Origin of the sequence: Rhodococcus sp. M8, from assembly GCF_015654185.1 — a bacterium.
In the GTDB taxonomy this organism is placed as follows: Bacteria; Actinomycetota; Actinomycetes; order Mycobacteriales; family Mycobacteriaceae; genus Rhodococcus; species Rhodococcus aetherivorans.
On sequence record NZ_CP064065.1, the window covers coordinates 3,746,188 to 3,765,433 of the forward strand.

The following is a 19,246-nucleotide window of genomic DNA, read 5'->3' on the forward strand; positions in this document are numbered from 1 at the left end:
CACCGCCTCACCCCAGCCAGTCCAGTACCGCGGCGGCGGTCCACGACTGCTGCATGCTGCCGAGCGGCTCGCCGGTGAACGGCTCGTAGTACTCGGCGAACGAGCCGTCGCTGGCCTGCCGCAGACCCTCCGCTCGCAGCAGGTGAGCGCGCTCCGCCCACCCGCGGCGGGCGAACGTCCACGAGAACAGCCACGTCATCACCGGCCACACCGGCCCGCGCCAGTACTCGCGCGGACGGAAATCGCGGGAGACGGGGGAGGTGGACGGCGGCACCGCATAGCGCAGGTCGGGGTGGCCGCAGAACTTCGGGCCCTCGAAGGTGCGCAGCAGGGCCCGTTCGGTGCCGCGGGGCAGGCCACCGCACAACAACGGCGCGAACATCGCGAGCGTGTCGGTGGCCATCCAGCGGCCGCTGCGCAGGTCGAAGTCCTTGGCGGCGCCGGTGCGCGGATCGGTGGTGTCGAGCACGCCGCGGCGGAACCGGTCGGCGTACTCGTGCAGCTCGCGGACGTCGGCGTTCGGGCGCGAATGCTCCTCCCCGATGACGGCGAGCACGTCGCACGCGAGGGCGAACACGGCACTGACGAACACGTCCTCGACGGCGAAGCTCATGGCTGTGGCCAGGGCGTCGTCGTCGTAGCGCACTTCCTTCATCTCCTCGAGCAGCCACAGGTAGCGGGCGTACTCGGCGTCCGTCGGCCGCTGACTCGGGTCGCCGACGTGGGCGAGGTCCTCGCGCCGGAACGTCGGCACCGCCCCGGCGACGACGTTCGCGTAGGCCGCGTCCCACCGGGGCGAGTTGTCCATGCCCGATTCCCAGCCGTGGTAGAGCGCGATGCGGCCGTTGCCGTCGAGGTCCCGGGCGCGGGCCAGCCACCGGTGCCAGCGCACCAGGTCGGGCCAGCGGCGGTCGAGGAACTCCTCGGCGACGGCGCGGGTGCTGCGGCCGTGCCGGCGGCTGTGGTCGAGGATGCGCTGCACCGCGATGGCGTGCACGGGCGGCTGGGTGATGCCCGATGTCTGCGGGCCCAGTGGCGCGGCGGCGGCGAGATCGGTACAGGCCCAGCGCGCCGGACCCGGAAAGTAACCGTCCACCCCGCTCGCGAACACGATGTGCGGGATCATGCCGTTGCGCCACTGCGCCGAGAGCAGGGTGTCGAGTTCGACGACGGCCCGCTCGACGCTCAACGGGGCCAGCCCCACCGCGACGAACGCCGCGTCCCAGCTCCACATGTGCGGATACAGCTTCGGGGCGGCACTGGTCATCGTGCCGAGGTCGTTACCGCGCAGCAGGTAGGCAGCCCGCGCGGCGAGCTGGGTGTGGGTGAATCCGCGGTCCGGCATCGCATCATTGTGCGACCGTCCCGGCGTGGGCGCGCGCCGAGGGGCAGGTGGACCGCCCGTCGCGGGGTGCCGGAAATCGGACATCTTCACGCGTCCCGACCGTTGTTTCTGTCCGAAACGGCGCATCGATCGGTGCCGACGCCCACCAACCTTCCCGCACGAGACCTACGGTGGGATCCGGAAACCGTCCCGCGGACCCGAGGAGTATCGGCAGATGAGGATCACCGGCGCAGTCCTGGAGGAGATCGGCCGGCCGCGGCCGTTCGCCGAGTCGAACCCGATCAGCGTGTCCGAACTCGAGCTCGACGCGCCGGGACCGACCGAGCTGCTGGTAAAGATCGAGGCGGCCGGGGTGTGCCACTCCGATCTGAGCGTCGTGGACGGCAACCGGGTCCGCCCCGTACCGATGCTGCTCGGGCACGAGGCGGCCGGCCGCATCGTCGAGGTGGGCTCCTCCGTCGACGACTTCCGGGTGGGGCAGCGGGTGGTCATGTCGTTCCTGCCGAGATGCGAGGCGTGCGACAGCTGCGCGGAGGACGGCCGGCTGCCCTGCACCGCCGGGTCCGCCACCAACAACGCCGGGGAACTGCTGCACGGCGGCCGTCGCCTGCACCGCGACGGCCACCCGGTGCACCACCACCTCGGGGTCTCGGGTTTCGCGACGCACGCGGTGATCGACCGCGCGTCGGCCGTCGCGGTCGACGACGACGTGCCGCCCGACGTCGCCGCGGTGCTCGGCTGTGCCGTGCTCACCGGCGGGGGCGCCGTTCTCAATGCGGCCCGGCCGCGGCCGCAGGACAGCGTCGCGATCGTCGGCCTCGGCGGGGTCGGCATGGCCGCCCTCCTCACGGCCGTCGCGCAGGGCGTCTCGCGCATCGTCGCGATCGACACCCTCGACGACAAGCTCACCCGCGCCCGCGAGCTGGGAGCACACGAGACCTACACGCCGGCCGAGGCGGTCGAGCGGGGCGTCAAGGCCCGGTACGTCATCGAGTGTGCCGGCAGTGCACGGGCGTTCGAGACCGCGTTCGGTCTCACGGCGCCCGGCGGCACGACCGTGACGGTCGGCCTGCCCGCGCCGGCCGCGACGGCGGCGATCTCCCCGTTGACGGTGACCGCGGAGGCACGCACGATCGTCGGCAGCTACCTCGGTTCGGCCGTGCCGCGCCGCGACATCCCCCAGTACGCGCGGATGTGGCGGGAGGGCCGGCTCCCGGTGGAGGAACTGATCTCCGCACGGATCCCCCTGTCGCGCATCAACGAGGCCATGGACCAGCTCGCCGACGGGCTGGCCGTGCGTCAGGTCATCATGTTCGACGACTGACGGTAAGAGGCCGAGTGCCGGTCGGTCCGGGACCAAGGTCCCGGACCGGATATCTTGCGGGAAGTGGTTTTCCGGACGGCCGAGCGACCCGTCGAGCGGCACGGGACGAGGTGCCCGGCCGACCCGGCCACTCGGTCCCTCGCTGGGCGCCGGAGTGCTCCGGCCGATGGGCACAGTCGGCGGGAGACTTTGGGCCCTTTCTCCGAGTCCTCGGTCCCGCCGACGGCGACAGAGTCGAGGGAGCGCTCCCGGTCCCGCCGGTGTGCGGTCGGTGCCCGCACCGCCCGGCTCGCCTGCGCGCGAGCATGTCCACACCTGTGGAACAACCTGTTGATCAGTACCTTTCGACCCGATCGACTACCGCCTCGGCTCCCGCGCCCGTCCCGTCTGTCCGGGCACAGCGGCCGTTGCCGACACCCGCCGCCGGGCCTTCGCCGCCCCGCGGACGTGCTCCACGTCTCATTGCCGATGCCGATGCCACGGTGCAAGAGTCAGCGCGCCGACGGTCGACGGCTCCGCTCCGTTCCGGGACGAACGCCTGCGCCGCCGTCTCGTCGGCCGAACGGGAGGACGCGGATCCACCCTCTCGCGGCAGCAGGTCGGAGCTCGATGCCCCACCCGGACGACGGTGGGGCCGAAGTCAGGAGTCGTGGTCATGGTTGATGTCGCGCCGATACTGAGGAGGCCGGACGCGCAGCGGCCGTATCCTCCGACCCGCCGCCCGAAGGGCTCGACGATCCTCACGGTCGTCACCTCCACCGACCACAAGGTCATCGGCGTGATGTACATCGTGGCGGCCTTCGCGTGGTTCCTCATCGGCGGCCTCATGGCGCTGCTCATCCGTGGTGAGCTCGCCGTGCCCGGCCTGCAGTTCCTGTCCAACGAGCAGTACAACCAGCTGTTCACCATGCACGGCACGATCATGTTGCTGCTGTACGCGACTCCGGTGTTCTTCGGCTTCGCCAACTATCTGCTGCCGCTGCAGATCGGCGCTCCGGACGTGGCCTTTCCCCGACTCAATGCGGTGGGCTTCTGGCTCTACGTCTTCGGCGGGCTCATGGCCGCCACCGGCTTCCTCACCCCCGGAGGCGCGGCCGACTTCGGGTGGACGGCGTATGTGCCGCTGACGAACTCGCTGCACTCGCCCGGCGTCGGTGCCGACCTGTGGATCCTCGGACTCACCGTCGGCGGTCTCGGCACGATCCTCGGTGCGGTCAACCTCATCACCACCATCGTGTGCCTGCGCGCCCCCGGCATGACCATGTTCCGGATGCCGATCTTCACCTGGAACACCTTCATCGCCTCGCTGCTGATCCTGCTGATCTTCCCGCTGCTCGCGGCGGCGCTGATCGCCCTGTTCGTCGACCGCCAGTTCGGCGCTCACATCTTCGACCCCGGAACGGGCGGAGTCATGTTGTGGCAGCACCTGTTCTGGTTCTTCGGTCACCCAGAGGTGTATGTGCTGGCGCTGCCGTTCTTCGGCATCGTCTCGGAGATCTTCCCGGTGTTCTCGCGCAAGCCGATCTTCGGCTACTCGGGTCTGGTCTACGCGACGCTGGCCATCGCGGCGCTGTCGATCGCGGTGTGGGCGCACCACATGTACGCCACCGGCGCCGTGCTGCTGCCGTACTTCTCGTTCATGACGTTCCTGATCGCGGTGCCCACCGGCGTGAAGTTCTTCAACTGGATCGGCACCATGTGGAAGGGCCAGCTGACGTTCGAGTCGCCGATGCTGTTCTCGGTCGGCTTCATCGTCACCTTCCTGTTCGGCGGCCTGTCCGGCGTCATCCTCGCCAGCCCGCCGCTCGACTTCCAGCTGCACGAGTCCTATTTCGTCGTGGCGCACTTCCACTACGTGCTGTTCGGCACCATCGCCTTCGCCACCTACGCCGGCATCTACTTCTGGTTCCCGAAGATGACCGGACGCATGCTCGACGAGCGTCTCGCCAAGTGGCACTTCTGGCTGACCTTCCTCGGCTTCCACACCACGTTCCTGGTGCAGCACTGGCTGGGCAACGAGGGCATGCCGCGCCGCTACGCCGACTACCTGCCCTCGGACGGGTTCACCACCCTGAACATCATCTCGACCGTCGGTGCCTTCGTGCTCGGCGCCTCGACCCTGCCGTTCCTGTGGAACGTGTTCAAGAGCTACCGGTACGGCCAGGTCGTGACCGTCGACGACCCGTGGGGTTACGGCAACTCCCTCGAGTGGGCGACGAGCTGCCCGCCGCCGCGGCACAACTTCACCGAGCTGCCGCGCATCCGCTCCGAGCGCCCGGCGTTCGAGCTGCACTACCCGCACATGAGCGAAAAAATGCGGTCCGAGGCGCACGTGGGCTGGGGTTCGCACGCCCAGACCGCTCGCGCGATCGAGGGGAAGCACTGACATGGAGGACGGACGCCGGTTCCGCCGGTACACGACACTCGGCGAGACCCGCACCCGCCCCGACCCGACGGCCCTGCTGATCGCGATGCTGGTGCTGGCGGTGCTGCTCGCGTCCCCGTGGTGGCTGGCCCCGGCCCCGGCCGTGCTGCTGATCGTCGCGGCCCTCGCCGGCACGGTCGCGGTCGGTGCCACCAGCCGGAGGACGATCGTGCCGACCCGGTGGTCTTGACGTCCCGCCCGGGCTGAGTACTGCATCGACAGTGTCTGATGTGGGGGTGTGTGGTGGCGCGCGGGCACTGGTCCGGCCGGCGCTGCGCCAGTTCGACCAGTGCCGGCACCAGGCGGAGATTCCGTGGAGCATGTCGTCGCGCCCCTGCGGGAGCGTGGGTACGGCGCCACGGCGTGTGCACGCGAGGCTCCGGCCGCCACCACATCCTTACGGTGCCGTAACTTACGGTGTCGTAACTTACGCTAGGGTAGTCGCATGGCCATCTCAGATCTTCAGGAATTCGCGCATCTGACGGACGCGGATGTCGAGGCCCTCGGCCGAGAGCTCGATGCCCTCCGTCGCGACATCGAGGACTCCCGCGGCGAACGCGACGCCCGATACATCCGCAACACCATCAGGTTGCAGCGCAGCCTCGAACTCGCCGGGCGAGTGACCCTGTTCGGCAGCCGGCGCCGTCCGCTGTGGTTGCTCGGCACGGGTCTGCTCGGCGTGTCGAAGATCATCGACAACATGGAACTCGGGCACAACGTGATGCACGGGCAGTGGGACTGGATGAACGATCCCGAGATCCACTCCGCGAGTTGGGAATGGGACAACGCCGACCCGTCGGCGCACTGGAAGCAGACCCACAACTATCTGCACCACAAGTACACCAACATCCTGGGCATGGACGACGACGTGGGATTCGGCCTGATCCGGGTCACCCGGGACCAACGGTGGAAGCCGTTCAACGCCGGCAACCTCGTCTACAACGCGTTGCTCGCGCTGCTGTTCCAATACGGCGTCGCCATCCAGCACCTCGAACTCGGCAAGGTCGCCAGGGGCCGGGACGACCGTGCCGAAACCAGCCGTAAGCTGCGTGAGGTGGGCCGGAAGGTGGGCCGACAGATCGGCAAGGACTACGTGTTGTACCCGGCCCTCACCGGGAGGGCGTGGAAGTCCACCCTGACGGCCGACATCACTGCCAACGTGATCCGTAATCTGTGGACCAACGCGGTGATCTTCTGTGGGCACTTTCCCGACGGCGCGGAGAAGTTCACCAAGGCGGACGTCGACAACGAGAGCCAGGCCCGCTGGTATCTGCGACAGATGCTCGGCAGCGCCAACATCTCCGGTGGTCCGTTGATGGATTTCATGACGGGCAACCTCAGCTATCAGATCGAGCACCACCTGTTCCCGGACCTACCGTCGAACCGGTATGCCGAGATCGCCGTGCGGGTGCGCGCATTGTGCGGCAAGTACGATCTGCCCTACACCAGCGGTCCGCTCGCGGTGCAGTACCTCAAGACGTGGCGCACCATCGCGAAACTGTCGCTGCCGAACAAGTACCTCAAAGACACTTCGGACGCCGCTCCCGAGACCGCATCCGAACGCGGCTTCGGCGGGATGCCGGTTGTCGATCCCGTCACCGGCCGGCGGCGCGGACTGGCCACCACGATCCGCGCGAACCGCCGGATTCGTGGCGTGCGCCGACTTCTGGGGATGCGCTGATCGCCGCGTAGGTGTTTCGAAGTGCCGTCGTGCGGACTCACAGCCGGGCACGGCCGACGAGATGATCGCCGCGCACCCGCCGAACCAGTGGCGCCGTTTCCCCGCCTGCACCGGACCCCGGCGCACCCCGCGCACCGAACTCACCACGGTCGGCGGGTCCCGGGGGCGGGCCGATGGTCATCCGCCGGCGCTGTGGGTTGCGGCGAAGACGACGAACACCACGAACAGTGCCGCGGTACCGAGGACGGCACCGGTGAGGGCCTCCCGATGGTTCGTTGCCAGGCCCTTGTCGACCCGGTCCAGGCCGACCCAGCCGCAGACCACCGCGGCCAGCCCGGCGGGAATCGTGATCAGGTCACCGATGAGGGGAACGAAGGCGAACACCGCGGCGGTGATTCCCGCGACAAGCGCGGTGCTACCCGCACCGTTGCGGAACGGCGACTCGGTGGAACGGTGTGGCGGCATATCAGCTCCCCATTCAGGACAAGGCGATCATGTCCGTCCATGGTGCCTCGCACCGCTGGATCTCGCCGCACTACTCGTGCGCCGGGCAGGGGCGTCTCGGCTCGGCCGCGGCGCATGCTGTGACCGGCGTTCGTGCGTCAAGGCCGGGTCTGCCGGGCACGCAGGGCGGCGATCATACGGTGGAGTTCACCGAGGGTGACCCACAGTCTGCGTACTTCGTCCTCGAATCGTTGGGCACTGACCGCGAAGCCGTGCCGTTGTTCATCGGCGGCGCAGTGCTCAGCAAAGTTGATCCGCGCTGTGACCTGCTCGAACTCTCGCTCGAGCACGCCGAGAAAGAGCTGAGCCTGTGCCCGGTCGGCACGGCGGGCCGCAGCCTCGGCATCGGCTGGCCCCACCGGACCGGGGCGGACGGATGCGATGATCATGAGAGTTCGAGGGTCGCGTCGCGGACCATGTCGAGTGTGCTGGCGTGCGAGGAGCCGGTCGGAGTGCTCGCAACAGTGTGGAGCAGCAGGGTCACGGTCGGGCGCGGGTAACGGTAGCGGGCGCAGGCCGCATCAAGGCAGTCCTCGATCACGGCACTCACCTCGCGTTGCTCCAATGCCGCAGCCGCAGGAATTCTCGTGTCCGCGATGGTGATCGCCAGTTGACTCAGTAGCACACCGTGGCGGCGCCGGATGTGTTCCATCGCGGCGACCGCACGGTCGATACACGCATCCAGGCAGCGTTCCCCGGCCCCAGGAGTCTCGAGTGCGCAGCACATCCCCGCCAGGCGCAGGTGCTGTCGGTGCAACACCCGCTCGACGCCGGCATCGATCGTGCCGACGTCCGCGGCGCACTCGGACACGTGGATCCAGACGTTCTGCTTCGGCCGTGATCGGGCGAACAGGTGCCAATGGGCGAGCATTGCGGACCTTCTCCTTGATCAGGTGGCCCGCGCCGTTGCGGGTCCTTCCACCCATACCGCCGCCGAGGATCGAAACGGATGCGTCTTGACGCTTTCCTTATGCTCTGGACCGAAAGCTTGATGCGGTGCTTACTCATCACCCAGCTTCGCGGGGCCCGTGGCGCCCTCGCTCGGAACGGGGGCGACTGTCGGAGGCTCGGAGCGTTCGGCATGCAGATCGGAATACTCGAGCATCGGAGCGCATCCCGTGCCGGCGGTCGGGTTCGATCGAGCGATGCAGGAGAAGCGAATCAGAGGCGCAGGCCACAACGCGGTGTGCTGTTGCCCGCCGTGACGGGCACGGGGCGGCGGCTCCTCGGTCCGGAGGCGTAGAGATTTCGCAAGGATCCGACGGCGAGTCTTCCCTGCCGGGTCGGGACGGGCCGATGCTCGTTGGTGGTCGAAACCCGTCGACGCGAAGGAAGGATACGTGCGCGTGAGCGACATGCTGACCACGTGGATGCTCCTCGGGGCGTTCGTGACAGCCGCCTTGGTCATCCGCTACCTCAACACCGCTTCGGACCGGCCGACGGCCCGGGCACCGCTGCGCTATGTCCGTCGCCCGCCGGTGCCGCCTTCTGGGATCCCGGTGGTCCGCTACTGCTCGCCGGCTCCGGCCGCAGAGCGGACTCGACTGCAATTCCCGCCGGCCGACGACGATGTGCTGCTGCTGATCGCGGTCGAATGACCACCCCCGTGCCGCTGTGCGCGATCGGCGTGTTCGTCGATTTCACCCTTGCCCAAACGGCGATGGTGCGGCACTGATGGTGCACGCGTGGGCCCGGGTGGCGCAGACGGATACTGCTCAGTGGTATGGGTACGGTCCTGGCCGGCACCGCCGGTGCCTGGCTCCTCGCGGTTGCTTTGCCGCTGCTGGTGGCCGGGATGTGCACGGTCCGCCGGACGTTCCGGCATCGCCGGTACGTGTGCCGGTGGCCGATGCCGTCGTCTGCCACACCCGCAACCGTCTCGCCTCGGTCCACGCCACCCCGTGCGAGCGTGACCTCTCACTCCGATCGGAGAATCCCGATGTTCGACGCTCTTGCCCCCGTCCTGTTGCTGATCGGCGTCCCCACCCTCGTCCTGCTGACAGTTCGCCGCCTCAACCTCCGCGACTGCCGGCACGAGCCACCTGCCGACAGCCCGCATACCGGAGGCCGCACCGTAGGGTCGGAACCGCCGCACGGCCCTACCGACCCACATCCGCCGGGGTCTCGACGGACCCGCCACACGCCCCCGCGCGGGTGCGGTCCGTCGGTCGCCGATGGGGAGTGTCCTTATCGGACACTCCCTGTCGCGACAACCACACCACCGGTCCGAGTCGGCGAAGCGCGGGGGAATCGGGTCGGAATCGAGGATGACGTGGCGTGAGCACTCGGCGGCCGGCAGCTCGGAGCATCCGCACGCGTGCGCAGTGGAGACCCGTCAGGGGTGGCTCACTGTGTGAGGAACGTTGCCGAGTGGTCGGTGTGGAAGCGGGGCAGGGCGGCGCAGAGGGCGGACAGTTCGTTGCCGCTACGAAGGACGGCGCCGTCGGGCCGGACGATGACAGCGCGCGCCCGGCCGCGGCGTAGCCAGCGGTTCAGATCGGTGTCCGGCCGGGCCAGCAGGACTGTGCCACCCTGTTGTTCGATGGCGGTGCGTTCTTCCGGGGTCGGGGAGACGGAGGTGACCACCGCGAACCGGCCGGCGACGACCTCGGCGAATCGGCGACCCTCGTCGAGGACCGGATTCGGGATCAGGCGGCCCGCTCGGCTTCTGCGTAGTCGGGGTCGCTCGATGAGACTGGAGCGGCGGAGAGCCGGGGTCTCGTTGTCCATGATCTTGTCGCTGAGGCCCGGCACGCGGTGCAACAGCGGTAGGGCGACGCGGCGGATGAGATTACCGAGTTCGCCGCCCTCGGTCATGGCCATTCCGACGAACTTGGCCCGCCGGATCAGCGCCAGTGCGTGGGGCTTGCGTTCGATCTCGTAGGTGTCCAGAGCGCTCTCAGGCAGATCCCCGCGGAGGACGCCTGCAAGTTTCCAGGCGAGGTTCATCGCGTCCCGCATCCCCGCCCCCATCCCCTGTCCGATGAACGGCGGTGTGAGATGGGCGGCGTCGCCCAGCAGAAACACGTGCCGGTCGCGCCATCGGTCCGCGATTCGGGCTCGAAAGGTGTACTCGGCCAGACGGACCAGCTCCAGGTCTTCGGCCGGTGTGTTCCTTGTCCATGGCGAGATGAGGGGATGCAGTCGGGCCATTTTGCGATAGTCCTCGGCGCTCTCACCGGGCTTCAGACGGAACTCCCAGCGGTAGCGCGTTTTTCCGATCCGCATGTACGTTGCCGCGCGCACGGGGTCGCACACCTGGTGCACGCCCTCCCACTCGCCGAGGTCCGCGGTGGTGGCGACGTCGACAACCAGCCAGCGTTGTTCGAACTTCAGATCCCGCATCGTTGCCTGAATCTGTTCTCTGACCATGCTGTTGGCGCCGTCGCAGCCCAACACGTATCTGGTCCGTACCGATTCGTGCACGCCGGTGCTTCGGTCGGTGAAGTCGACGCGAATGCCGCCGGTCTTGTCGTGGGCCAGCCCGGTTACTTCGACGTCGCCGCGCAGAGAGGCCCCTGGGTACCGTTCCAGATTGGCGCGCAGGATCTCCTCGAACTGCGGCTGATCGAACATGTTGGCCTCGGGGTAGCCGTGTACGCCCGGGCCGGGGTCTCGGTGGAACTCGTCGAGAATTCGCATGTCCCGGTCGAGGAGCCGCAACCCGAGGCACGGCCGGGAGATCGCCGCGAACTCGTCGGCGATCCCGAGGTGCGCCAGGATCCGGTGAATCTCACCGTCGAGGTGGACCGCCCGCGGCTGCGCATAGACGCCCTCCCAGCGCTCGAGTATCAGGCACTCGACCCCGTGCTGAGCAAGCAGCGTGGCGGCGGTCAGTCCGGTGGGTCCGGCACCGACGATGACGACCGGGACAACCCGCTCGCTCATCGGATCGATCCGAACAGGACGGCGAGGTAGGCGAGGATCAGCGCGCTGACGAGGATGGCGGGCGTCATCTCACGCAATCCATCTCCGTTGCGTACGTGCGTAACGACGGCCCCTGCCATCAGGAGCAGGAGCCCGACGCCGGCCGCGGCGCCGAGCGCCGGCACGAGTCCGCCGAGCAGGAGACCGGCTGCACCGGCGACCTCGAGCGCACCGATACCCCGATACGTGCTGACGGAAATACCAACGTGGGCTGCCCGTTCCCGCATCGGCGAGGTTGCCGCCATCTTGCTCACGCCGAGCAGGAGGTAGAGGACTGCGAGCGAGACCGCCAGAACTAGGGATGCGGTAATCATTTGCGCACCATTACCTTCCAATTGATCGCATATCGGTCCAAGATCGCCTTGACCGCCGGTTCGCCGGCAGATCCGTCGATCTCGACAGTGGCAAGAATCGAACCGTCCGCTACGGACGCATGGATGCTGTCGACCCCTGCGATGGTGGCGAGGGCCTGCTCGAGCTCGCGCCGTGTCGCGTCCGCGCGCAGTGCGAGCTTGTAGGGCTTGCCCACCGCCGTGACGGGCAAGGCGTGGAGGATGGTCACCGTTCTGGGTGCCGCGGCCCGTTCGGGGACACGCTCACCCGCCCAGGCTTGCAGCTCATCCTCGGTGATGCCGGCGTCTGCGGCAACGGTGACGTACGCGACGGGCACTTCGCCCGCGTGGGCATCGGGTCGTCCCACCGCGCTGACCGCGGTGACCTGCGGATGGGCCAGTAGGGCGTCTTCGATGACCGCTGGATCGATGTTGTGCCCGCCCCGGATGATGACGTCCTTCGCGCGTCCGACCAGGTAGATGAAACCGTCGCTGTCGACGCGCGCCAGGTCGCCGGTATCGAGCCACCCGTCGACCAGTTTGCCCATACCGTCGAGCACGTGTCCGTGTTCGTCGTGGGCGACAGCGTAGCCGGCGAACACCGTCGGACCGCTGATGGCCAGCACGCCGGTCGTTCCGGTGGGCAGGTCTTCCCAGCTGCCGTCTTCGCGGACGCGTACCACTTTGACCTGCTGATAGGGCATCCGTAGGCCCACCGCGCCGGGTCGTGGCGCGTCGGTGAAGCTGCGTGCACTCGCGCAGGTTGCCTCCGTCAGGCCGTAGCCTTCGAGAAGGGGCACACTCGTGTGTTCCCGGAACTTCTCGACGACCGCAGTCGGCAGAGGCGACGCTCCGACCATGGCGAATCGCAGACTACTGATATCGGCGTCGACCGGGCGCTCCGCAAGGGCCGCGTATACGGTGGGCACCGCGCTCATCGACGCGATGCGGTAGTGCTCGACGATCTTCCAGAATTCGCTGAGCAGTACCGGGTCGCGGTAGCCGAGCGGGCCGGCCCACACCACACCCTGGCCCTTGAACAGCGGTGCCAACAGCGTGACCATCAAGGCATTGACATGGAACAGCGGCAGGGCGGCGAATACCACGGAGTCCTGGTCCCACAACGAGTTCGCGGCCAGCATCCAGGAATTGGCGACCTCGTTGTCGTGGGTGTGGGCGGCCAGCTTCGGAACACCGGTGGTACCACCGGTGTGAAACAGTGCCGCCATGTCGAACCCACGAGGGGGATCACCGGCGAAGCCGGAGGAGTCGATGTCGGCCGACAGCGCACCGAAATAGCCGATCCGCACTCCGTCGACTTCGGGCAGGTCCGCAGGGACGCCGGCGGCACCGGTGGGCCTGAGGGCCAGCACTGCATCCACCCCTCCGCTCACGGCAATCTCGTGCGCGACCTCCCATGTGTCGGCCGCAAGTTCCGGACCGGCCGCGACGAGTACCCGGGCACCTGAGCGGCGTAACAGTTCAGCGATGTGCTGCTGCGACTGTGCCGCGTTGATGGGGGCAGCGATGCCGGCAAGCTGCGCGGCGAGAGTCGCGGGGATCAGTTCGGCGCAGTTGGGCGCCATCAAGGCGACCGGGTCGTGGCGCCGCACGCCCAGACGATGGAGCAGGTTCGCATAGCGGTGAACATCGTCGAGTAGTTCGGAGAAACTGCGCTGCAACGGCTCCCGCCACCGTGCGGCGTCCGGGAGGACGGTGAGCGCGAGGCGGTCCGGCCACATGCGGGCCGCTCGGGTGAGCAAGGCATAGGTGGACTCCGGAAGCCCCCGATCTCTCAGCGGCACGGCCTCGATCGCCGTCACATCCGTGGGCGCTGCGTACCGCGGCCACAGCAGGTCGGTGGTCATCGCGCGTACCTCACCACCGTGCGCTGCCGCCCCAAGTCGATCGTCCCGTCGTCTGTGGCGACGGTGGCTTCGATGACGTCGCCGTCCTGCAGATAGTTCGAATTCCGGGCCTGGCCCGCAAAGAAGAGCTTCCATTTGACGGCCGGCGGCAGCAGGGAGGAGAGGATTTCGATCGGCTTCGGTGGGGCGCTCAGCGCCGTCCCGACCGGTGTTCCGGTCAGCAGCAGGTCTCCGGCATCGAGGCGTTGGAACCGGGTCAGCGCCTGCAGAGTCTCGGCCGGCTGGTAGATCATGTCGGCAACGGTCATGTTCTGGCGAGGCTCACCGTTGACCCAGAGCCGCAGGCGCAGGTCGGTGAACCGCTTCAGTTCGTCGGCATCGAGCAGTACGAGCGCGGGGCCGACCGGGGTGAACGTCGGGTACGACTTGGCCTCGTAGAACTGCGTTTTGGGAAGCTGGACGTCGCGCGCGGAGATGTCGTTGGTGACAACCAGGCCGGCGACGTGATCGGCGAGAGTGTCTGCGGTGATCGTGGTGCCGACGGGGAGTTCACGCCCGAAGACGAGCCCGATCTCCACCTCGTAGTCCAGTAGCCGGACATGGGCAGGACGGATCACGTCGTCGTGGGGACCGCCGATCGAACCGGATGCCTTTCGGAAGAAGGTCAACGGAATGGTGTCGGGGTTCATCCCGGCGTCCTTGACGTGCGAGGTGAAGTTCGTCATCTGTGCGACCACACGGCAGGGGGCGGTGACCGGGGAGAGCAACGAGAGGGTCTCGACGGGCACGGTGCCCTCGCTGGACGCCGCTGCCTCGACGGCTGGTCGGTCGGCCAGCAGTTGAGCGGTGGTGGTGGCCTCGGTGTCTACCCGGGCGGCACCCGTCGGTGTGACGACCCACCAGGCGTCGGCGGTGCGGAGGACAGAGATGGTCATGAGCTGGCAACTTTCAGAAGGCCGCGTAGGCGGTGGAGGTCGAATTCGTTGTCGGCGCGCAGCGCGAGGGCGATGGCGCGCAGTTCCTGGAGTGAGTCCCGACCGGGGCTCAGTCCGAGGAAGTCCTTGGTGGCGGGCGGCCCCCACTGGGCCAGTCCGGACGCGGTCATCGGTGCCCAGCCCGCCTCGAGCGTGTTGTCGAAGAGATCGCCGTCGCTGAAGTGCTCGACCATGAATCCGTCGGGGTCGCGCCAGTAGTCGAAGATCTGGCTGCCCTGGATGTGCCGGCCGATGCCCCAGGACCGGCGGTAGCCCCGGTCGAGCAGGTACTCGCCTCCCGCCGCGAGGGAGTCCAGGTCGGCGACCTGATATGCCGAATGCACATAGCGGTTGGCCGGGCCGAGAACCATCGCGAGGGTGTGATGGTCGGTGGGCGTGGCACCCCGGTCGCAGCGGATGAAGCTCATGATCGGGCCCCGGGCCCGTTGCCCCGGGTAGTAGAGGAAGTCGCTGACGATCAGTCCGAGGTGCTCGAGGTACCAGTTGAGCGTTTCGAGGTACTTCGTCGTCTGGAGCACGACGTGACCGAGCCGTTGCACGGTGGCCGGCGCGCGGGGTGGCCGCTGGGTGGCGTTCACCCGCCCGCGGTCGTGTCCGAAATTGAAGTGGAGCGGAGCCTGGGCGGCCAGCGCCGGCAACTCGAACGTGTCGGACACCACGCGGACTCCGAGAGCGCTTGGATCCACGAGATCGACAGCGATCCCGCCGAGGCTCTCGGGGAGGGGCACGACCGCACCTCCGACTGCGTCCGCGAGTCGCAGCACGTCGGTCGAGTCGGCTGCCCGGAAGGCGGGACCGACGAACCGCGAACGCGGGCCTCGGCGGATGAGCACGCAGGGCGAACCGGGGTCTGTGCCGCGCAACTGTAGTTCGTGCGCCGTTCGGAGCGCCGTCGCAAAACCGAAGGCATGGGCGAACGCCTCCGCCCGATCGAGGTCGGGCTTCTCGAACTCCAGCCACGCGAGGTCGAACACCTTGATGATCGGCTCGGCGGCCTTCCCCCGGTGCTCGCCCGCCAGCGCGCCCTGCTCACTGTGCAGTCCGGAATGCGGGTCATGGTGGACACTCATGGACCACTCCCTTCAAGTTATGACGATATCGTCACTTACGAAGATATCGTCAGTCAAGAGTTTTTGAGGAATTCGTCACAATTGATGACGCGCCGTAGGGTAAGGCCAGGTCGGACGGATCAGAGAGAAGGGCACGCAGGCATGACCGAGCAGAACACCGATGCACCGAACCGTCTGGACCGGCGCAAGGCGCGCACCCGCGCCGCACTCGTACGCGCAGCCCAGTCGTTCATGGCGGCAGGGAAACCGACCGCCCCGATTCTCGAGATCACCCAAGCCGCAGATGTCGGGATGGGGTCCTTCTACAACCACTTCCAGACCAAAGAGGAGCTCTTCCACGCTGCCGTGGAGGAGGCCCTCGACCGCCATGGGGCGGTGCTCGACGAACTGACCGCGGATCTGGACGACCCCGCCCAGGTCTTTGCGCAGAGCTTCCGTCTGACCGGACGCCTCCATCGCAGGAATCCCGAGCTGAGCAAGGTTCTGCTCAGCAACGGTCTGAGTCTGATCGGCTCGGACAAGGGCCTGGCGCCGAGAGCTCGCCGGGACATCGAGGCAGCTGCCCGGTCGGGCCGGTTCAGCGTGCGCGATCCCGAACTGGCCATGACAATCGCAGCAGGCGCCGCGCTATGCCTGGGTCAACTGCTGCACGACCACCCCGAACGTGACGACGCGGAGGCCACCGACCAGGTCACCGAGGACCTGTTGCGCATGTTCGGCGTCTCGGCCGACGAAGCCCACGAAATCTGCCGACGCCCCTTACCCGACGCCGACTATCAGCCCCCAGCCGCAACCGCCACATAGCTCGTCTGCTTCGTCAGGATCGTCGGCAGGCGCGGCTTCCCACCCGCCGTGATCTGGAACCTCGAATCGTTGGTGCGGATCGACTGCCGAGCATCACGCGGCGAGGACTAACTGCGGCGGCGCGGGCGAGGAACCGGACCCGCCATCACCATGGCGTCGTAGATCTCCATCAGGGCGCGTCGCTGTCGAGGCGCGAGGGCCGGGTCGGCCTCGAGGGCGGCTTCGATTCGTGCACGTGCGTCGTCGCCGTCGCGGTCGCCCGCGGGAAAGCCGGCCTGCTCGTAGAGAATGTCGGCGCTGATGTTCAGCGAGCGTGCGATGGCATCGATGACGGTTGCCGAGGGGGCGCGCAGTCCGCGCTCGATCTGCGAGAGGTACGGATTCGAGATCCCGGCCATCTCGGCGAACTGCCGCAGGGTGAACTTGTTGAATTCTCGCTGCCGTCGGATGATTTCCCCGAGCTGTGCCGACGGTCTCCTCATACTCGCGAGTTTACTGACACGCTCGGGGCTGAACACACGCTCGAAGCCCGTGGAACAGGTGCGCAGTATCGCAGGGCACGGCCGGCTCAGTCCTCATCGAGGAAGTCCCCGATGAGCTGCGCCGCCCGGGCGGTCTCCTGGAGCACGCACAGGTGGCTGCCCCCGTCGATGATCTCCAGGCGGCCGTGAGGGACGGCCTTGGCGATGATCCGGCCGTTGACGGTCGGCACGAGCCGATCGTCGCTCCCCGCGATCACGAGCACGGGCATCGGCAGGTGGCGCAGCCACGGTCGACTGGTCCACTCGAAGGCCGCGCGGAGCTGGACGACATGGCCCCGCAACGACGGCCGGCAGTCCCGGCGGATCTCGAGGTGCTCGTCGAGGAGCGCGGGATCGTCGACGATCCCCTCGCCGTAGATCAGCGGGGCGACCTTGCGGAAATACGCCGGGGAGTAGAAGCTCACCGGGTTGAAGACGGCGGTCAGCGCCCTCGGCGGGCTGGGCATGCCGCCCAGGCCGCAGTTCGTCGAGGCAAGCGCGAGCCTCTCGACGCGTCCGGGACTCCGGCGCGCCAGCTCCTGCGCCACCATCCCGCCGAACGACAGGCCGAGCACGCCGGCCGAGTCGATCCCGAGGTGCTCGAGGAGATCATCTATGACGCCCGCGTGCTCGCGGACGCCGAAGCGGCCGCGGGGGACCGAGGAATGCCCGGACCCCGGCGGGTCGACCGTGATGGTCCGAAACCGCCCGAGCCGGGCCTCGAGTGGACGCCAGAACTCCAGGGGGAGGCCGATACCGTTGATCATCAGCAGGGCCGGCCCGTCGCCCCGGACTCGGTAGCGGACACGCAGCCCCGCCGTCTTCATGAACTGTGGTTCTTCCAGCGTCGAAGCGCTCGGCGTCTTCTTCTGCATGGGATGACCGCCTCTCGGTTGACCCCGCGCCTGGAGTGCAACGCGACTGTGAGACAGATTACCCCTCGGGGTGCTTGCTTGCAAGCTTCACATCAGCTAGAGAGCTACCAGGCCCGCCGGGCGGGGGGCGGTCGGCGAGCCGCAGCCCGGACGCGCAGAGGCATTGTCGGACAACATATCCGACATTCCGTACGCTCACGTAGGCCCTCACGCGCGACACCGGCGATGCACCATGAACCCGATGACACAGAGCGGGACACGCCGTGGGCGGCGGGAGGGGGCGTTCCCTTTCGCCGATCACCCGGATCGGGTCCGCACGCGACGGTCGAGGCGGTCCTCCCACCCCGTCCGGTGGCAGCGGTCCCCCACCTCCATACAGATGTAAACCACTGTCGCACAACCAATCCCGTGCTTGACCGCAAACAACTATCGCGCCCATGTGCTGCCGCCGATGCGGCGAGAGTTGTCCACCGACCGCCGACGCGACAACTCGTCGTCGTAGATCTCCTCGTAATCGGTCTCGTCCCAGTACTTCTCGTGCCGATACAGCAACCCGAAGAGCAGTCGGTAGTCCTTCGCGTAGGCGCGCTCGGTTCCCTCGGCCAGGAACCCTCGGAGCGCGCCGACCGAGCGCGCCCGGAGACCGGATCCCGACGGCCCTCGCGGCCCGGCTACCCTCGATGTCATGGGCAGGCAGCGGGAGCGTCGGGCCGCGCCGGGGTCCGGTCGCGGTCCGGCCGAGGGCATCTACGACATCGACACCGGCACCTGCGAGCTCGTCAAGGACCGGTACCTGCCGGACGGCTGGGTGCTCGAGGTCAACGGGGTGCCCAGCTCCCACATCGATCTCGCCGATCCCACGCTGCTCGAATTCGAGTACATGCGGTGGATCGCGCAACTGCTCGAATCACAGCGGCCCCGGGACGAGCGGCTGCGCGTGCTGCACCTCGGCGGAGGGGCCTGTTCCATGGCCCGCTACCTCGCCGCCACCTATCCGAACGCGCGGCAGGTGGTGGTCGAGATCGACGGCCGGCTCGCCGAACTCGTCCGGGACTGGTTCGACCTGCCCCGTGCCCCGCTGCTGCGGATCCGGGTGGGGGAGGCGCGGGCGGTCCTCGCCTCGCTGACCGACGCGACCCGCGACGTGATCGTCCGCGACGTCTTCGCGATCAACCGGACACCCGTCGCGCTGACCACGGTCGAGTTCACCCGGCACGCCCGCCGGGTGCTCGATGCGGGCGGCGTCTACGTCGTCAACTGTGGTGACACCCGGGATCTGACCACCGCCCGGCGGGAGGCGGCCACCATCGGCAGCATCTTCGAGCACACCGCGATCATCGCGGATCCGGCGATGCTCAAGGGCCGCCGCTACGGCAACATCGTCATCGCCGGCAGCGACGCACCGCTCGGCCAGTCCCCGGCCCTGGCCAGGGACCTGCTCGGCGGGGGAGTGCCCGCCCAGGTCTGGACCGACGCACAGGTCCGCCGGTTCGCCGCCGACGCCCGCGTCCTCCTCGACGCCGAGTGCCGCCCGCCGGCCACGGTCCCGGCCGACGAGGTGGCCACCGGCTGACC

Annotated in this window: 19 protein-coding genes; 7 read left to right on the plus strand and 12 right to left on the minus strand. The window is 68.2% G+C overall.

Annotated features, from left to right (window positions below):
* Window positions 1-7: 7 nt before the first annotated feature.
* Window positions 8-1,345 (minus strand): glucosylglycerate hydrolase, encoded by a 1,338-nt coding sequence (gene ggh / locus ISO16_RS16965; RefSeq protein WP_006932115.1) that lies wholly within the window; start codon window positions 1,343-1,345, stop codon window positions 8-10.
* Between the two features lie 214 nt (window positions 1,346-1,559).
* Between ggh and ISO16_RS16970 the strand changes: the two genes are divergently transcribed.
* The 4 genes from ISO16_RS16970 to ISO16_RS16985 all read left to right on the plus strand — a co-directional run bounded on the left by ISO16_RS16970 (window position 1,560) and on the right by ISO16_RS16985 (window position 6,775).
* Window positions 1,560-2,669, plus strand: coding sequence for an alcohol dehydrogenase catalytic domain-containing protein (locus tag ISO16_RS16970; protein ID WP_072636735.1), 1,110 nt, complete (start codon window positions 1,560-1,562; stop codon window positions 2,667-2,669).
* Between the two features lie 655 nt (window positions 2,670-3,324).
* Window positions 3,325-5,055: an aa3-type cytochrome oxidase subunit I gene (gene ctaD / locus ISO16_RS16975; protein ID WP_075288596.1), complete on the plus strand. Its 1,731-nt coding sequence runs from the start codon at window positions 3,325-3,327 to the stop codon at window positions 5,053-5,055.
* A 1-nt stretch (window position 5,056) separates the two neighbouring features.
* Window positions 5,057-5,284, plus strand: a complete 228-nt coding sequence (locus tag ISO16_RS16980; RefSeq protein ID WP_006947519.1) for a hypothetical protein — start codon at window positions 5,057-5,059, stop codon at window positions 5,282-5,284.
* A gap of 255 nt (window positions 5,285-5,539) precedes the next feature.
* The gene (locus ISO16_RS16985) at window positions 5,540-6,775 is read left to right on the plus strand and encodes a fatty acid desaturase family protein (protein WP_006947521.1); all 1,236 of its coding nucleotides are present in this window, start codon (window positions 5,540-5,542) and stop codon (window positions 6,773-6,775) included.
* 177 nt (window positions 6,776-6,952) lie between these two features.
* Here ISO16_RS16985 and ISO16_RS16990 read toward each other — a convergent pair whose 3' ends face one another.
* From ISO16_RS16990 to ISO16_RS17000, 3 genes are all read right to left on the minus strand, one after another.
* On the minus strand, window positions 6,953-7,240 hold the full coding sequence (locus ISO16_RS16990) for a hypothetical protein (protein ID WP_006947522.1): 288 nt from the start codon (window positions 7,238-7,240) through the stop codon (window positions 6,953-6,955).
* 137 nt (window positions 7,241-7,377) lie between these two features.
* On the minus strand, window positions 7,378-7,668 hold the full coding sequence (locus ISO16_RS16995; protein ID WP_072633773.1) for a hypothetical protein: 291 nt from the start codon (window positions 7,666-7,668) through the stop codon (window positions 7,378-7,380).
* Window positions 7,665-8,150 (minus strand): hypothetical protein, encoded by a 486-nt coding sequence (locus tag ISO16_RS17000; protein ID WP_072633774.1) that lies wholly within the window; start codon window positions 8,148-8,150, stop codon window positions 7,665-7,667. The genes ISO16_RS16995 and ISO16_RS17000 overlap by 4 nt, the downstream gene beginning before the upstream one ends.
* Before the next feature lie 484 nt (window positions 8,151-8,634).
* On the opposite strand from ISO16_RS17000, the gene ISO16_RS17005 reads away from it, so the two are divergent.
* Complete coding sequence (locus tag ISO16_RS17005; protein ID WP_230304594.1) at window positions 8,635-8,877, plus strand: hypothetical protein; 243 nt, start codon at window positions 8,635-8,637, stop codon at window positions 8,875-8,877.
* 748 nt (window positions 8,878-9,625) lie between these two features.
* On the opposite strand, the gene mhpA is transcribed toward ISO16_RS17005, so the two are convergent.
* The 5 genes from mhpA to ISO16_RS17030 are packed head-to-tail and all read right to left on the minus strand — an operon-like array spanning window position 9,626 to window position 15,471.
* Window positions 9,626-11,167, minus strand: coding sequence for a bifunctional 3-(3-hydroxy-phenyl)propionate/3-hydroxycinnamic acid hydroxylase MhpA (gene mhpA, locus ISO16_RS17010; protein ID WP_072633776.1), 1,542 nt, complete (start codon window positions 11,165-11,167; stop codon window positions 9,626-9,628).
* Window positions 11,164-11,520, minus strand: a complete 357-nt coding sequence (locus tag ISO16_RS17015; RefSeq protein ID WP_065923265.1) for a DoxX family protein — start codon at window positions 11,518-11,520, stop codon at window positions 11,164-11,166. Before ISO16_RS17015 ends, mhpA begins: the two co-directional genes overlap by 4 nt.
* Window positions 11,517-13,406, minus strand: coding sequence for an acyl-CoA synthetase (locus tag ISO16_RS17020; RefSeq protein WP_072633777.1), 1,890 nt, complete (start codon window positions 13,404-13,406; stop codon window positions 11,517-11,519). The genes ISO16_RS17015 and ISO16_RS17020 overlap by 4 nt, the downstream gene beginning before the upstream one ends.
* Window positions 13,403-14,341: a fumarylacetoacetate hydrolase family protein gene (locus tag ISO16_RS17025; protein WP_072633778.1), complete on the minus strand. Its 939-nt coding sequence runs from the start codon at window positions 14,339-14,341 to the stop codon at window positions 13,403-13,405. The genes ISO16_RS17020 and ISO16_RS17025 overlap by 4 nt, the downstream gene beginning before the upstream one ends.
* Window positions 14,338-15,471: a VOC family protein gene (locus ISO16_RS17030; protein ID WP_029546760.1), complete on the minus strand. Its 1,134-nt coding sequence runs from the start codon at window positions 15,469-15,471 to the stop codon at window positions 14,338-14,340. Before ISO16_RS17030 ends, ISO16_RS17025 begins: the two co-directional genes overlap by 4 nt.
* Before the next feature lie 141 nt (window positions 15,472-15,612).
* Here ISO16_RS17030 and ISO16_RS17035 point away from each other — a divergent pair, with 141 nt between their 5' ends.
* On the plus strand, window positions 15,613-16,275 hold the full coding sequence (locus ISO16_RS17035) for a TetR/AcrR family transcriptional regulator (protein WP_029546761.1): 663 nt from the start codon (window positions 15,613-15,615) through the stop codon (window positions 16,273-16,275).
* A gap of 107 nt (window positions 16,276-16,382) precedes the next feature.
* Here ISO16_RS17035 and ISO16_RS17040 read toward each other — a convergent pair whose 3' ends face one another.
* From ISO16_RS17040 to ISO16_RS17050, 3 genes are all read right to left on the minus strand, one after another.
* Entirely contained in the window at window positions 16,383-16,757 is a 375-nt protein-coding gene (locus ISO16_RS17040) for a helix-turn-helix domain-containing protein (RefSeq protein ID WP_029546762.1), read from the minus strand.
* A gap of 86 nt (window positions 16,758-16,843) precedes the next feature.
* A complete protein-coding gene (locus ISO16_RS17045; RefSeq protein WP_029546763.1) occupies window positions 16,844-17,671 on the minus strand; it encodes an alpha/beta fold hydrolase in 828 nt (275 codons plus the stop codon).
* Window positions 17,672-18,097: 426 nt separating this feature from the next.
* A complete protein-coding gene (locus tag ISO16_RS17050) occupies window positions 18,098-18,358 on the minus strand; it encodes a hypothetical protein (RefSeq protein ID WP_072633779.1) in 261 nt (86 codons plus the stop codon).
* Here ISO16_RS17050 and ISO16_RS17055 point away from each other — a divergent pair.
* Window positions 18,357-19,244 carry a spermidine synthase gene (locus ISO16_RS17055; protein ID WP_043799140.1) on the plus strand — a complete coding sequence of 296 codons (888 nt, stop codon included), beginning with the start codon at window positions 18,357-18,359 and terminating at the stop codon, window positions 19,242-19,244. The two genes, ISO16_RS17050 and ISO16_RS17055, sit on opposite strands and share 2 nt — an antisense overlap.
* Window positions 19,245-19,246: the final 2 nt, after the last annotated feature.

Bases quoted from the DNA above. Each gene is read 5' to 3' on its own strand.
- ggh (WP_006932115.1), bottom strand. From the start codon at position 1,345: ATGCCGGACCGCGGATTCACCCACACCCAGCTCGCCGCGCGGGCTGCC.
- ISO16_RS16970 (WP_072636735.1), top strand. From the start codon at position 1,560: ATGAGGATCACCGGCGCAGTCCTGGAGGAGATCGGCCGGCCGCGGCCG.
- ctaD (WP_075288596.1), top strand. From the start codon at position 3,325: ATGGTTGATGTCGCGCCGATACTGAGGAGGCCGGACGCGCAGCGGCCG.
- ISO16_RS16980 (WP_006947519.1), top strand. From the start codon at position 5,057: ATGGAGGACGGACGCCGGTTCCGCCGGTACACGACACTCGGCGAGACC.
- ISO16_RS16985 (WP_006947521.1), top strand. From the start codon at position 5,540: ATGGCCATCTCAGATCTTCAGGAATTCGCGCATCTGACGGACGCGGAT.
- ISO16_RS16990 (WP_006947522.1), bottom strand. From the start codon at position 7,240: ATGCCGCCACACCGTTCCACCGAGTCGCCGTTCCGCAACGGTGCGGGT.
- ISO16_RS16995 (WP_072633773.1), bottom strand. From the start codon at position 7,668: ATGATCATCGCATCCGTCCGCCCCGGTCCGGTGGGGCCAGCCGATGCC.
- ISO16_RS17000 (WP_072633774.1), bottom strand. From the start codon at position 8,150: ATGCTCGCCCATTGGCACCTGTTCGCCCGATCACGGCCGAAGCAGAAC.
- ISO16_RS17005 (WP_230304594.1), top strand. From the start codon at position 8,635: ATGCTGACCACGTGGATGCTCCTCGGGGCGTTCGTGACAGCCGCCTTG.
- mhpA (WP_072633776.1), bottom strand. From the start codon at position 11,167: ATGAGCGAGCGGGTTGTCCCGGTCGTCATCGTCGGTGCCGGACCCACC.
- ISO16_RS17015 (WP_065923265.1), bottom strand. From the start codon at position 11,520: ATGATTACCGCATCCCTAGTTCTGGCGGTCTCGCTCGCAGTCCTCTAC.
- ISO16_RS17020 (WP_072633777.1), bottom strand. From the start codon at position 13,406: ATGACCACCGACCTGCTGTGGCCGCGGTACGCAGCGCCCACGGATGTG.
- ISO16_RS17025 (WP_072633778.1), bottom strand. From the start codon at position 14,341: ATGACCATCTCTGTCCTCCGCACCGCCGACGCCTGGTGGGTCGTCACA.
- ISO16_RS17030 (WP_029546760.1), bottom strand. From the start codon at position 15,471: ATGAGTGTCCACCATGACCCGCATTCCGGACTGCACAGTGAGCAGGGC.
- ISO16_RS17035 (WP_029546761.1), top strand. From the start codon at position 15,613: ATGACCGAGCAGAACACCGATGCACCGAACCGTCTGGACCGGCGCAAG.
- ISO16_RS17040 (WP_029546762.1), bottom strand. From the start codon at position 16,757: ATGAGGAGACCGTCGGCACAGCTCGGGGAAATCATCCGACGGCAGCGA.
- ISO16_RS17045 (WP_029546763.1), bottom strand. From the start codon at position 17,671: ATGCAGAAGAAGACGCCGAGCGCTTCGACGCTGGAAGAACCACAGTTC.
- ISO16_RS17055 (WP_043799140.1), top strand. From the start codon at position 18,357: ATGGGCAGGCAGCGGGAGCGTCGGGCCGCGCCGGGGTCCGGTCGCGGT.
- ISO16_RS17050 (WP_072633779.1), bottom strand. From the start codon at position 18,358: ATGACATCGAGGGTAGCCGGGCCGCGAGGGCCGTCGGGATCCGGTCTC.